The following is a 12,524-nucleotide window of genomic DNA, read 5'->3' as shown; positions in this document are numbered from 1 at the left end:
CTGGAGGCCTGACGAAAGGGGAAGTCCCATGAAGACATCCGTGACCGTGCTCGGGCTGGGCCTGATGGGCAGCGCGCTCGCCGAGGCGCTCCTGGACGCCGGGCGGACCGTGACCGTCTGGAACCGCTCGCGCGCCAAGGCCGAGCCGCTCGTGGCCAAGGGCGCGGTGGAGGCCGAGACCGCCGCGGCGGCCGTCTCCGCGAGCCCGCTGGTGATCGTGTGCCTGTCCGTGTACGACAACGCCGAGGAGATCCTCACCGGGGACGTGCTGTCCGGGCGGACCGTCGTGCAGCTGACCAACGGGACGCCGCGGCAGGCGCGCGCCCTGGCCGGCCGCGTCACCGGGCACGGCGCCCGGTACGTCGACGGGGGCATCATGGCCGTCCCGCCGATGATCGGACGCCCCGAGGCGCTGATCCTCTACAGCGGCGACGACGTGGCCTTCGAGCGGCACCGGGACACCCTCGCGGACCTCGGCAGGCCGCGGTTCCTCGGCACCGACCCCGGCCTGGCGCCGCTGTTCGACCTCGCCCTGCTGGACGCCATGTACGGGATGTTCGCCGGATTCCAGCACGCGGTCGCGCTCGTCCGCTCCGAGAAGGTCGCGGCGGCCGACTTCGAGCCGATGGTGACCGCGTGGCTGACCGCGATGATGGAGTCGTTCCCCGAGCAGGCCAGGGCCGTCGACACAGGCGACTTCGGCACCGCGGTCTCCAGCGTGGCGACCAGCCAGGTGGCGCTTCCCGGCCTGATCGAGACGAGCCGCGACCAGGGCGTCGACCCGGGCCATCTGCCCGCGCTGCGGGACCTGTTCGACCGCGCGGTCGCCGAAGGCCACGGCGACGACGGGCTCGCCCGCCTGATCACGCTGCTGGGGGAGCCGGCGTCCTAGCCGCCGGCCAGCAGGCCGGACGTTTCGAGGTACTGGCGCCCGCGCGGGGTGAGGTCCCACGCGTTCTGCCGCCACTCCTTGCGGCGCCAGACGACGCCCGCCGCGAGCAGCCGGCGGCCGACGCGGCTGATCTCGGTCTCGTCGGTGCCGAGCTCGGCGGCGAGCTGCTGGTTGGACAGGCCCTGCCGGCGGAACACCGCGACGAGGAAGCGCGCGGCGTGGCCGTCGGGCTGCAGAGCGAGCTGGAGCCCGGACGGGAGCCGCTTGAGCGCCCAGTGGACGACGTCGATGAGCCCGAGGATGCGGCCGCGCTGCTCGCGCTGCGGCCCGTCGAGGGCGTCGGCGTCCAGGTAGTGGCGGTGCAACCACTGGAGCCCGTCCTGGCATTCGACCAGGGCGGGCTCGTCGGCGCTCAGCGAGGCGTCGGTGATCAGCATGCCGAGCGCCGAGAAGTGGCCGTCGCTGATGACCTTGGCGTGTTCCATCGCCTCGATGAGGCGCCGGACCTCGGTCCGGCGGTCGCGGGTGCTGGAGACTGCGTCTGCGCTGACGTTCACGGCTCACTCCCGGGGTCGACGAGCACCGCCGGCTCCAGCGTGCGCTCATGCCAAGTGAATGTCAAGTGACACGGGGCCCGCCACTGTCGCGTACGACACTGAAACCGGTGGCGGAGCGAGTTAGCATCGATCCACCATCGGTCACCGCGTGTGTCAATCCCCCGGGGGCGCCTATGACGGATCAGTCGGTCACAGCCGTGTACCCGGCCGGGCCCGCTGATCTATTCGTCCGCCTCTACGACGCGATCGCGGACGACGTCTTCCAGGGCTGGACGGCCACGCGCTGGGCCAGGCGGGAGCGGGTGCGGCGGGACGCGGACGAGGTCGCCGAGACGGTGCTGAGGGACGGCGTCCTCGATCCGGCGGTGACGGCGGAGATCGTCACCGAGCACGGCGACCTCGGCCGGTTCACCCTCCTGCTCGGGCTGGACATCGCGCTCGCCCACGCCAGCCCCTACTCCCCCTACCACGACGCGCCCGCGCTCGCCGGAGTGCTCGTCACCTACCTGACCGAGGGAAGGCTCAACGGGCCGGAGACGACGGGCGCGCTGCTCCCCCGCTGCGCGTACCCGGGGCGCCCGCGCGGCCTGCGGACGAAGGCGGAGTTCTTCGGCGTCCACCGCGTCCCGCAGGCGGAGTGGGAGCGCCTCGACCACCGGATCCTGCCCACCGTGAACGACCCCTACTTCGCCCGCGACGAGCCCGTCGCCGTCGGCTGCGCGCCGGTGCTGGAGACCTACGACGACGTCGACATCGCGTTCGGCGAGCGGCACGGCATGACCGTCTACACGCTCCGCCCGATGGAGTCCGCCGGCATCCGCAGCCGGATCAAGGCGATCGTCCGGCGGCTGGACGAGTCCGGCGCGCAGCTCGCCGTGATGCCGGAGGCGTCGCTGTCGGACGCGCTGCTGGAGCACTGGAAGGAGGTCGCGTTCGACACCGCCGCCCGCGACCGGGGCCGCCGCCCGCTGCGGTTCCTGCTGCTCGGCAGCGGCCCGGTCGGGGGCGGGGACCCGCCGCCGAACCGGGCCGTCCTGCTGGACCGCTGGACCGGGCAGGAGCTCCTCGTCCAGGACAAGCTGTCGGGGTTCACGCTGGACCAGGGGCAGATGCGGCTGTGGCGGCTGCCCGACGCGCCGGACTCGGGCACGGCCGTCGAGTACGCGCGTCCCGGCATGCGGATCAGCGTGCTCGACTCCTCCCTCGGCCGGCTCGCGGTGCTGATCTGCGAGGACCTCGGCCGGTCGATCGGCTGGGAGCGGGAGCTGCTGGCGTGCGGCGTGTCGCACCTGCTCGTCCCGATCTTCTCCAAGCCGATCCTGGAGCACCGCTGGGAGGACCAGGGCGCCGAGCGGCAGGTCGCCGACCTCGGCGGCTGGGTGGCGGTGTCCAACAGCCTCGCGGTCGGCGCGGCCATCCCCGACGAGGAGCTGCCCGGCCCCCGCTACACGTGCCTGGTCGCGGGCCCGAAGAGCCTGCGCCGCGCCGCGTACGAACTGGACCGGCAGTTCGGGGTCGCCCGGACGGGCGCCGAACCCGGGCGGCTCCCCACCTCCGAGCTGCCGCGCGTGTTCCCGGGCGCGGCCTACGACGTCTGGCACGACCACTGGCCGGACGAGGGGCCGGTCACTCCACCGTGAACGGCTCGGGGGCGGTGGCCGAGCCCGCGGGGGTCGTCACCACGGGGCGCCCCGAGGTGGCGCCGGCCGGGACGGCGGTCCGCACCAGCGTGTCCGTCGCGTCCACCACGGGCGACCGCACCGCCCCGAAACGGACGCCCGTCGCGGACGCCAGCCCGGTGCCGCGGAGCGCGACCGGCGCGCCCGGCGGGCCGCCCGCGGGCTCGACCGCGGTGATCCGCGGCGCCGGCGCGTGGTCGCTTCCCGGCGGCGCGGGCGCCAGCAGCGTGGAGAAGACGGCGCGGAACTTCTCGGCGGTCTCGCGGGAGAACTGGCCGACGAGCGCGGCGATGGCCGCGATCCCGTACGGGTTGACGTCGGAGGCGCCGCCCGCCGGCGAGGTCAGCCCGCCGCGCACCACCAGGTAGACGATCAGCCCGAAGAGCGCACCGACGAGCGGGAGCAGCAGGTACATCGGCAGCCAGCTCCGGCGCAGCGCCCGGTTGCCGACGTACCAGTAGAAGGACCGCAGGACGTGCGCGATCGCGCCGAGCGCGCCGGCGGCCATGACGATCACGAACAGGCTCGTCTCCCGCGACACGGTGGGCGACCATCCGGGCAGGTGGACGGTCTTCTCGGCCGGGGTGATCCCGCCGCCCCCGCCGGGGCCCGGCCGCGGGCCGGCCGGCCACGCCTGGACGAGGACGACCACCAGCACCGCCGTGAGGGCGAGCAGGACGGCGAACACGGCGATGATGTCGCGGGTGCGGGCGTATTCGGATCCGGCCGATGCCTGGGTCACGGCCCTCCTTCTGGACGGGGTCTCCATAGTTACGACAATCCGTTGCAAATTGGTGGAGTCTTCATTAACGGGTCGCCGGTTCGTCGAAACCCGCCTCTACTCTCCGGCCATGCGCCGAACAGCAGCAGCACTCGCGACCGTCCTGACCGCCGGCCTCACCGCCGGCGCGCAGACGGCCGCCGCGGCGGAGCCGTCCACCTGCGGCACTCCCGCCGACCACCGGATCGCCGAGGTCCAGGGCGGCGGCGACGCGAGCCCCCTGAACGGGCGGACCGTCCGGGTCGAGGGCGTCGTCACCGCCGACTTCCAGCGGTCCGACCAGCTCGGTGGCTTCTTCGTCCAGGACCCGGCCCCCGACGCCGACCCGCGGACGTCCGACGGACTCTTCGTCTACTCCACCGCGGACGTCGCGGCCGGCGACCGCGTGCTCGTGACCGGCAAGGCCGTCGAGTACAACGGGCTCACCGAGCTGTCCCCCGTCTCGGCCGTCGACGTGTGCGGCAAGGGACGGGTCGCCCCGGCCGAGGTCCGGCTGCCGCTGAAGGGCGGCGCGACCCTGGAGCGGTACGAGGGCATGCTGCTGCGGTTCGGGCAGCGTCTCACCGCGACCGAGACCTACCAGCTCGGACGGTACGGGGAGGTCACCGTCTCCGCGGGCGGCCGCCTCTTCCAGCCCACGGACGGGCACGGCTCCACCCAGGCACGGAACGACGCGCGGAAGCTCCTCGTCGACGACGGGTCGAACGTGCAGAACCCGGACACGATCCCGTACACCGACCCGCGCGTCCTGCGCATCGGCGACTCGGCGACTCGGCGCGGAGGCTGACCGGCGTTCTCGGCTACGGGTTCGGCGCGTACCGCTTGGAGCCGACCAGGGCGGCGCACTTCGCCCGCACCGACCCGCGGCCGAACAGGCCGGGCCGCGTCGGCGGCGACGTCCGCGTCGCGAGCTTCAACACGCTGAACTGGTTCACGACGCTGAACCGGCGCGGCGCGGACACGGCCGAGGAGCAGGAGCGGCAGCTCGCCAAGCTGACGTCCGCGCTCAAGGGCCTGGACGCCGACGTCGTCGGGCTCATGGAGGTCGAGAACAACGGCGACACCGCGGTGAAGGCGCTGGTCGACCGGCTGAACGCGTCCGGCGCCGGGACCTACGCGTGGGTGAGGCACCCGTTCCCGGGGACCGACGAGATCCACGTCGCGCTCATCTACCGGCCCGCCGCCGTCACGCCCTCCGGCGCCGCCCGCTCGTCCGACGACCCGGTCTTCGACCGGCCGCCGCTGGTGCAGGCGTTCCGCCCGGCGAAGGGCGGGACGGCGTTCACCATGATCGTCAACCACTTCAAGTCGAAGGGCTGCGACGGCGCCACCGGCCCGGACCAGGACCAGGGCGACGGCCAGGGCTGCTACAACGCCCGCCGCGTCGCCCAGGCGAAGGCGATCGCCGCGATCGCGGCCGGCGCGCGGAACCCCCTGGTGGTCGGCGACCTCAACGCCTACACGGCCGAGGACCCGGTGCGGACCCTCGCGGGCGCCGGCCTCGCCGGGCAGACCCAGCGGTTCGTCCGCCCGGACCAGCGGTACAGCTACATCTTCGACGGGCAGGCGGGCGAGCTGGACCACGCGCTCGCGGGCAAGGCGCTGTCCCGGCGCGTGACGGGCGCGACGATCTGGCACGCCAACAGCGACGAGCCGGTGTTCCTGGACTACAACACCGAGTTCAACCCGGCGCGCTTCTACCGGCCGGACGCGTTCCGCTCGTCCGACCACGACCCGGTGCTGCTCGGCCTCGACCTGCGCTGAACCACGTATTGGGCCGGCCGTCCAGAAAAGTGGCGGCCGGCCCCTGGTTCCGGCTGATCACGAAGCGTATGATCCAGGTCACATTCCTAGTGGAACTAGTGATCGGTACGGTGCGCATCATGACCGAAGCCGTCTCCGCCCCCGCGGCGGCTCCCCGTCTCGCGTTCGGCATCGGCCCGGACGGCACGTACACCCGGTTCGGGCAGGTCGCCGCCTTCGTCCTCGGCCTCCTCACCACCTTCGCCTTCCTCCCGCTGGTCGTCGTCGCCGCGCTGCTGTACGCGCGGGCCGAGGTCCGGTTCGCGGAGGACCCCGCGCGGGCCCGCACGCTGGTGAACTGGTCCTGGCTCAGCATCACCGTCCCCGTGGTGCTCGCGGCGATCGCGGCCGTCGTCCTCGTGGCGCTGGGCGGCTAGCGGGAAGAGGACGGGCGCGCGGCGGGTTGGCACCCGGTATGAGCGTGCGCTTCTCCGTCCTCGACCTCGCCCCCGTCGTCAGCGGCTCCACGTCCGGCCAGGCCCTGCGCAACACCCTCGACCTGGCGCGGCACGCCGAACGGCTCGGCTACCACCGGTACTGGCTGGCCGAGCACCACGCGATGCCCGGCATCGCCAGCTCGGCGACGGCCGTGCTGATCGGGCAGGTCGCGGCGGCGACCTCCCGGATGCGGGTCGGCTCCGGCGGCGTCATGCTGCCGAACCACGCGCCGATGGTCGTCGCCGAGCAGTTCGGCACGCTGGAGGCGCTGTACCCGGGACGCATCGACCTCGGCCTCGGCCGCGCCCCCGGCACCGACCAGGCGACCGCGCTGGCGCTGCGGCGGTCCCCGGAGGCGCTGTCGGTGGACGACTTCCCCGAGCAGGTCATCGAGCTGCGCGGCTACTTCGGCGCGGACAGCAAGGTGACCCCCGCCGCCGGGAACGAACCGCCGGTCTGGCTGCTCGGATCCAGCGGGTACAGCGCGCGGCTCGCCGGCCTGCTCGGCCTGCCGTTCGCGTTCGCGCACCACTTCAGCGCCGAGAACACGGTGCCCGCGCTGGCGCTGTACCGGGAGTCGTTCCGGCCGGGCGCGCTGGACGAGCCGTACTCGATGATCGGGGTGTCGGTCACGGCCGCCGGCACCGACGAGCAGGCACGCGAGCTGGCCGCCCCGCAGGCACTCGCGTTCCTGCGGCTGCGGCAGGGCCGCCCGGGGCCGCTGCCGACGCCCGAGGAGACCGCCGCCCACCCCTACACGCCGCTCGAACAGCAGATGATCGACGCGCGCCTGGCGGACCAGGTCGTGGGCGGGCCGGACAGCGTCCGCAAGCAGCTGGACGCGCTGATCGGGCGGACGGCCGTCGACGAGGTCATGGTGGTCACCCAGGTCTACGACCACGCCGACCGGCTCCGCTCCTACGACATCCTCGCCGACCTCTACGCGGAGAGCCTCACCCCGGCCTGACCTGCCCCTCGCCCGCCCTACTCCGAGAAGGCCTCGTCCAGGACGTCCAGGCCCTCGGCCAGCAGGTCCTCGGGGATGACGAGCGGCGGCAGGAAGCGCAGCACGTTCCCGTACGTCCCGGTCGTCAGGACGAGCAGCCCGCGCTCGTGGCAGCGGCGCGCGACCTTCGCGGTCAGCTCGGGGTCGGGTTCCTTGGTCCCCTCCCGCACCAGCTCGATCGCGGTCATCGCGCCGCGCCCGCGCACGTCGCCGATCGCGGGGTGCCGCGCGGCGAGGGCCCGGAGCCGGGGCAGCATGATCTCCCCGATGCGGCCGGCCCGCTCGACCAGCTTGCCGTCCTCGATCTCCTCCAGGACGGCCAGCGCCGCCTCGCAGGCGAGCGGGTTGCCGCCGTAGGTGCCGCCGAGCCCGCCGGCGTGCACCTTGTCCATGATGTCGGCGCGCCCGGTGACGGCGGCGAGCGGCAGCCCGCCCGCGATGCCCTTCGCGGTCGCGACGAGGTCGGGGACGATCCCCTCGTGCTCGCAGGCGAACATGTGGCCCGTCCGCGCGAAGCCGGTCTGCACCTCGTCGGCGATGAACAGGATGCCGTTGGCACGGCAGAACTCGGCGAGCGCGGGCAGGAAGCCCGGGGCGGGCTCGATGAACCCGCCCTCGCCCTGGATCGGCTCGATCAGCAGCGCCGCGACGTTCGTCGCGCCGATCTGCTTGGCGATCTGGTCGACGGCCTGCGCCGCCGCCTCCGGCCCGCAGTTCTCCGGGCCGGTCGGCCACCGGAACGGGTAGGCGAGCGGCATCCGGTGGACCTCGGGCGCGTACGGGCCGAAGCCCTGCTTGTACGGCATGTTCTTCGCCGTCAGCGTCATGGTCAGCAGGGTCCGGCCGTGGTAGCCGTGGTCGAACACCACGACCGCCTGCCGGCCGGTCGCGTACCGGGCGATCTTGACGGCGTTCTCCACCGCCTCGGCGCCGCTGTTGACCAGGAAGGACCGCTTCTCGTGGTCGCCGGGCGTGATCCGGTTGAGGTTCTCGCACACCGCGACGTACGACTCGTACGGCGCGACCATGAAGCAGGTGTGGGTGAACCGGTCCGCCTGCGCCTTCACCCGCGCGGCGACCCGCGGGTTCGCGTTGCCGACGCCCGTCACGGCGATGCCGGACCCGAAGTCGATCAGCGAGTTGCCGTCCGCGTCGACGACCACGCCGCCGCCGGCGTCCGTCACGTACACCGGCAGGACGCTGCCGACGCCCGGCGGCACCGCCGCGGTCCGGCGCCGGTGCAGCTCGCGGGAGCGCGGGCCGGGGATCTCGGTCACGACACGGCGTACCTGTGGCAGGGCAGGATCCTGGCTGGTCATGCGCTGAACATAAGCCGGGCGCCGCCTACGATGAACCGTACGGGACGGCGAAATCCGTCCGGCGAGGTAGACACTTTGCACAGGGATTGCCATGCCGCCCACGCTGGCCGCCGTCGCGGCCCTCCCCCAGCTCGGCCTCCGGTCGCTCACCGGGCCGCTGCCCGCCACCCCGGTCGTGTGGGTCGCGGTCAGCGAGCTGGAGGACCCGACCCCGTTCCTGGAGGGCGGCGAGCTGGTGCTGACCACCGGCATGCGGCTGACCCCGGCGAGCGCCGCGGGCTACGTGTCCCGGCTGGTCGGACGGGGTGTCGCCGGGCTCGGGTTCGCGGTCGGGGTCATCCACGAGCGGGTGCCGCCCGAGCTGCTCGCCGCCGCCCGCGACCAGGGGCTCGTGCTGCTGGAGGTGCCGCGCCCCACCCCGTTCATCGCCGTCGGCAAGGCCGTCTCGCGGATGCTCGCCGCCGAGTGGTACGAGGACGTGACCCGCGCGTTCCAGGCGCAGCGGGAGCTGACCCGCGCGGCGCTCACCGGCCCCGGCGCACTCGTCGCCCGGCTGGCGCGGCTGCTCGGCGGCTGGGCGCTGCTGCTGGACGCGTCCGGCGCCGTCCAGCACGCCGAGCCCTCCGGCGCCCGCGACCGCGCCGCGGCCCTCGCGCCCGAGCTGACCCGGCTGCGGCGCCGTCCCGGGAAGGGCGGCCCGGCCGCGAGCGTGGCGCTGGCGGTCCCCGACGACAACGTCGTGGTGCAGCGGGTCGGGCTGGGCGGGCGGCCCCGCGGCTTCCTCGCGGTGGGGACGGCCGCGCCGCTGCCGCCCGCCGCGCACACGATCGTCGGGGCGGCCGTCGCGCTGCTGACGCTCCAGTCGGAGACCCCGCGCACCGCCCGCGAGCTGCGGGCCTCGCTGGCGGCGCTGCTGCTCGGCCGGCCGGACGACGGGCCGGCCGTGCCGCGCGGACCGGTCCGGGTGCTGGCCTGCGCGGGCGGCGCCGCCGTGCTGGACGCGCTGGAGTCCGACCCGGCGGGGGCGCGCTGCCCGGCGCTGCCACTCGACGAGCACACCGCGGTCGTCGTCCCGGACGAACTGCTCGGGACGGTCGAGCCCCTCCTGGCCTCCACCGGAGCGGTCGGCGTCAGCGACACCGCCGCCGAGGACCTCGGGACGGCGCTGCGGCAGGCCGAAGAGGCTCTGGCCGCGGCCGTGCGCACGAACCGCGGCGTCCTGCACCACTCCGACCTTCCGGGGCAGGGGGTGCTCGCGCTGCTGGACCCCGGCCTCGCCCGCGCCTTCGCCGGCACGCTGCTCGCCCCGCTGCGCGATGAGGACCTGGTGGAGACCGTCCGGGCGTACGTGGCGGCGAACGGGCAGGGCGAGGCGGCGGCGCGGGCGCTCGGCGTCCACCGGCACACGCTGCGGGCCCGGATGCGCAAGGCCGCCGAGGTGCTCGGGCGCGATCCCGACGACCCGGCCGTCCGCGCCGAGCTGTGGGTCGCGCTCGCCATCGCGTCCAATCAGGGCGGCCGGATTGGACGGCCTGGAGACTCCCATTCGGGCGCGCCGGAGATAGCGTGAACGCATGAACGTGACCCCATTCTGGCTGGCCGGCCGGCCCGAGACCGGTGACGGTGAGCTGACCGTTACGCATCCCTACGACGGCCGCGTGGTCGGGACGGCGGCGGTGCCGACGCCCGCCCAGGTCGAGGAGGCGATCGCCGCCGCCGACGCGCTCCGCAGGGAGGCCGCGGCGCTGCCCCTGCACGTGCGCGCGAAGGCGCTCGCGCACGTGTCCGCGCGCCTCGCCGAGCGCGCCGAGGAGACCGCCCGGCTGATCACCGCGGAGAACGGCAAGCCGCTGCTGTGGGCGCGCGGCGAGGTGGCCCGCGCGGTCTCCACGTTCCGGTTCGCCGCCGAGGAGGCCCGCCGCTTCAGCGCCACCACGCAGCGGCTCGACACCGACCCGGCCGCGGAGGGCCGGATGGCCTACATCACCCGGGTGCCGAAGGGCCCGGTGCTCGGCATCTCCCCGTTCAACTTCCCGCTGAACCTCGCCGCCCACAAGATCGCCCCGGCGATCGCGGCGGGCGCCCCGATCGTGCTCAAGCCCGCGCCCGCCACGCCGCTGTCGGCGCTGCTGCTCGGCGAGCTGCTCGCCGAGACCGACCTGCCCGCCGGGATGTTCTCCATCCTGCCGGTCCCGAACGACCGCGCGCCCGCGCTCGTGGACGACCCGCGGCTGCCGATCGTGTCGTTCACCGGCTCGGTGCCCGTCGGCTGGGCGATCAACGACCAGGCGCCGCGCAAGCACGTCACCCTCGAACTCGGCGGGAACGGCGCGGCGGTCGTCCTGCCGGACGCCGACCTCGACTGGGCCGCCCAGCGGGTCGGGCTGTTCGCCAACTACCAGGCGGGGCAGAGCTGCATCGCCGTCCAGCGCGTCTACGTGGACCGGTCCGTGTACGAGGAGTTCGTGCCGAAGCTCGTCGACACGGTCGCCTCCCTCGTCACCGGCGACCCGTGGGACGACAAGACCCAGGTCGGCCCGCTCGTCAGCCAGGAGGCCGCCGAGCGCGTCGAGTCCTGGGTGGACGAGGCCGTCGCGGCGGGCGCGAAGGTGCTCACGGGCGGCACCCGCGAGGGCGCCGCGTACGCGCCCACCGTCCTCGCCGACGTCCCGCCGGACGCCAAGGTCTCCCGCGAGGAGGTCTTCGGGCCGGTCATGTTCGTCCAGCCCGTGGACGGCGTCGACGAGGCGTTCGCCCTCGTCAACGACTCCAAGTTCGGCCTCCAGGCGGGCGTGTTCACCCGCAGCCTCGACATCGCCTTCCGGGCGCACCGGGAGCTGGACGTCGGCGGCGTGGTGATCGGCGACGTCCCGTCCTACCGCGCCGACCAGATGCCGTACGGCGGCGTGAAGGACTCCGGCGTGGGCCGGGAGGGGCTGCGGTCGGCGATGGCCGACTACACCGAGGAGAAGGTCATGATCTTCACCGGGCTCCCCCTCTAGGAGCGGACGCGCGGCCCTGCGTACAGGCCGGTGCGCAGGGCCCCCGCCGCCTCCGAGACCGCCTCCTGGAACCGCCCGCCGAGGGACCACATGTTCGCGAACCCGTGGATGAGGTCCTCCTGGCGCCGGAGCGCGACCGGCACGCCGGCCTCCTCAAGCCGCCGCGCGAACGCCTCGCCCTCGTCCCGCAGCGGGTCGAACCCCGCGGTGACCAGATAGGTCGCCGGGAAGCCGCTCAGGTCCTCGGCGAGCAGCGGGGAGGCCGCCGGATCGGCACGCCGCTCCACGTCGGGGCAGTAGTGGTCGCTGAACCAGATCATGTCCCGGTCGGTCAGGTAGTAGCCCTCCGCGAACAGCTCCCGCGACCGCCGCCGCGCGGACAGGTCGGTGACCGGGTAGATCAGCAGCGCGAAGTCGGGCGTGCGGTCGGCCAGCATCCCCACGACCGCCGCGAGGTTCCCGCCGGCGCTGTCGCCGCCGACCGCGATCGCCCGCGGGTCGGCGCCCAGCTCCTCCGCGTTCGCCGCCGCGTACCCGTAGGCGGCGAGCGCGTCCTCGGTCGCCGCCGGGTAGGGGTGCTCGGGCGCGAGCCGGTAGTCCACCGACAGCACCCGCACCTCCGCGTGCACCGCCAGGTAGCGGCACAGCGTGTCGTGCGTGTCGAGGTCCCCGATGACCCAGCCGCCGCCGTGGTAGAAAACGAGCAGCGGCGACCCGTCCTTCAGCGCCTTCGGCGTGTAGAGCCGCGCCGGCACGCTGGCCGCGTCCAGCTCGCGCGTGGCGACCGGCCGCGCCGGCGCCTTCGGCAGGTACGCCGTCCCCCGGACGAGCCCGGCCCGGGCCTGTTCCACCGTGGGCGCGGTCAGGCTCGCGTCCTCCAGCTTCATCATCCGGAGGAGCAGCTGCGCGTCCAGGGAGAGCAGCTGCCCGTCCCGCCGCACCGGCGACCCGGCGAGCAGGCGCCGCACGGGCGCCGGCAGTCCGAACACGGCACGGAGAAGCCCGCCCGCCACCGAAGGCGGAACCATCTCGGTCAACTGCGCCACG

Annotated in this window: 12 protein-coding genes; 8 read left to right on the top strand and 4 right to left on the bottom strand. The window is 74.3% G+C overall.

Annotated features, from left to right (window positions below; genetic code table 11):
• The first annotated feature begins 28 nt into the window (after positions 1-28).
• A complete protein-coding gene (locus BM339_RS26965) occupies positions 29-892 on the top strand; it encodes an NAD(P)-dependent oxidoreductase (RefSeq protein ID WP_075022635.1) in 864 nt (287 codons plus the stop codon).
• Here BM339_RS26965 and BM339_RS26960 read toward each other — a convergent pair.
• Complete coding sequence (locus tag BM339_RS26960; protein ID WP_021598249.1) at positions 889-1,449, bottom strand: hypothetical protein; 561 nt, start codon at positions 1,447-1,449, stop codon at positions 889-891. The genes BM339_RS26965 and BM339_RS26960 overlap by 4 nt on opposite strands.
• A 173-nt stretch (positions 1,450-1,622) precedes the next feature.
• On the opposite strand from BM339_RS26960, the gene BM339_RS26955 reads away from it, so the two are divergent.
• Positions 1,623-3,089 (top strand): carbon-nitrogen hydrolase family protein, encoded by a 1,467-nt coding sequence (locus BM339_RS26955; RefSeq protein ID WP_143118605.1) that lies wholly within the window; start codon positions 1,623-1,625, stop codon positions 3,087-3,089.
• Here BM339_RS26955 and BM339_RS26950 read toward each other — a convergent pair.
• On the bottom strand, positions 3,076-3,870 hold the full coding sequence (locus BM339_RS26950) for an IPT/TIG domain-containing protein (protein ID WP_075022633.1): 795 nt from the start codon (positions 3,868-3,870) through the stop codon (positions 3,076-3,078). The two genes, BM339_RS26955 and BM339_RS26950, sit on opposite strands and share 14 nt — an antisense overlap.
• Before the next feature lie 109 nt (positions 3,871-3,979).
• On the opposite strand from BM339_RS26950, the gene BM339_RS51730 reads away from it, so the two are divergent.
• From BM339_RS51730 to BM339_RS26935, 4 genes are all read left to right on the top strand, one after another.
• Entirely contained in the window at positions 3,980-4,696 is a 717-nt protein-coding gene (locus BM339_RS51730; RefSeq protein WP_256255470.1) for a hypothetical protein, read from the top strand.
• Positions 4,693-5,673 (top strand): ExeM/NucH family extracellular endonuclease, encoded by a 981-nt coding sequence (locus tag BM339_RS51725; RefSeq protein ID WP_256255476.1) that lies wholly within the window; start codon positions 4,693-4,695, stop codon positions 5,671-5,673. Before BM339_RS51730 ends, BM339_RS51725 begins: the two co-directional genes overlap by 4 nt.
• Positions 5,674-5,792: 119 nt before the next feature.
• The gene (locus tag BM339_RS26940) at positions 5,793-6,089 is read left to right on the top strand and encodes a hypothetical protein (RefSeq protein ID WP_143118604.1); all 297 of its coding nucleotides are present in this window, start codon (positions 5,793-5,795) and stop codon (positions 6,087-6,089) included.
• A gap of 38 nt (positions 6,090-6,127) precedes the next feature.
• Positions 6,128-7,117 (top strand): LLM class flavin-dependent oxidoreductase, encoded by a 990-nt coding sequence (locus BM339_RS26935; protein WP_021598254.1) that lies wholly within the window; start codon positions 6,128-6,130, stop codon positions 7,115-7,117.
• 17 nt (positions 7,118-7,134) lie between these two features.
• Here the strand turns inward: BM339_RS26935 and gabT are convergent, their stop codons facing one another.
• Complete coding sequence (gabT, locus tag BM339_RS26930) at positions 7,135-8,475, bottom strand: 4-aminobutyrate--2-oxoglutarate transaminase (RefSeq protein ID WP_075022632.1); 1,341 nt, start codon at positions 8,473-8,475, stop codon at positions 7,135-7,137.
• A 91-nt stretch (positions 8,476-8,566) separates the two neighbouring features.
• Between gabT and BM339_RS26925 the strand changes: the two genes are divergently transcribed.
• Together BM339_RS26925 and BM339_RS26920 are read left to right on the top strand one after the other, a co-directional pair.
• Positions 8,567-10,045, top strand: coding sequence for a PucR family transcriptional regulator (locus tag BM339_RS26925; protein WP_075022631.1), 1,479 nt, complete (start codon positions 8,567-8,569; stop codon positions 10,043-10,045).
• Between the two features lie 4 nt (positions 10,046-10,049).
• Entirely contained in the window at positions 10,050-11,477 is a 1,428-nt protein-coding gene (locus BM339_RS26920) for an aldehyde dehydrogenase family protein (RefSeq protein WP_075022630.1), read from the top strand.
• On the opposite strand, the gene BM339_RS26915 is transcribed toward BM339_RS26920, so the two are convergent.
• A complete protein-coding gene (locus BM339_RS26915; protein ID WP_218163765.1) occupies positions 11,474-12,523 on the bottom strand; it encodes an alpha/beta hydrolase in 1,050 nt (349 codons plus the stop codon). The genes BM339_RS26920 and BM339_RS26915 overlap by 4 nt on opposite strands.
• Between the last annotated feature and the right edge of the window lies 1 nt (position 12,524).

Origin of the sequence: Actinomadura madurae, assembly GCF_900115095.1 — a bacterium.
In the GTDB taxonomy this organism is placed as follows: domain Bacteria; phylum Actinomycetota; class Actinomycetes; order Streptosporangiales; family Streptosporangiaceae; genus Spirillospora; species Spirillospora madurae.
Note: the sequence above shows the minus strand (reverse complement) of the source record. Positions and strands in the feature narration are given on the sequence as shown.

Coding starts and splice junctions, on each gene's coding strand:
- BM339_RS26935 (WP_021598254.1), top strand. CDS start 6,128: ATGAGCGTGCGCTTCTCCGTCCTCGACCTCGCCCCCGTCGTCAGCGGC.
- BM339_RS26940 (WP_143118604.1), top strand. CDS start 5,793: ATGACCGAAGCCGTCTCCGCCCCCGCGGCGGCTCCCCGTCTCGCGTTC.
- BM339_RS26965 (WP_075022635.1), top strand. CDS start 29: ATGAAGACATCCGTGACCGTGCTCGGGCTGGGCCTGATGGGCAGCGCG.
- gabT (WP_075022632.1), bottom strand. CDS start 8,475: ATGACCAGCCAGGATCCTGCCCTGCCACAGGTACGCCGTGTCGTGACC.
- BM339_RS51730 (WP_256255470.1), top strand. CDS start 3,980: ATGCGCCGAACAGCAGCAGCACTCGCGACCGTCCTGACCGCCGGCCTC.
- BM339_RS26955 (WP_143118605.1), top strand. CDS start 1,623: ATGACGGATCAGTCGGTCACAGCCGTGTACCCGGCCGGGCCCGCTGAT.
- BM339_RS26925 (WP_075022631.1), top strand. CDS start 8,567: ATGCCGCCCACGCTGGCCGCCGTCGCGGCCCTCCCCCAGCTCGGCCTC.
- BM339_RS26920 (WP_075022630.1), top strand. CDS start 10,050: ATGAACGTGACCCCATTCTGGCTGGCCGGCCGGCCCGAGACCGGTGAC.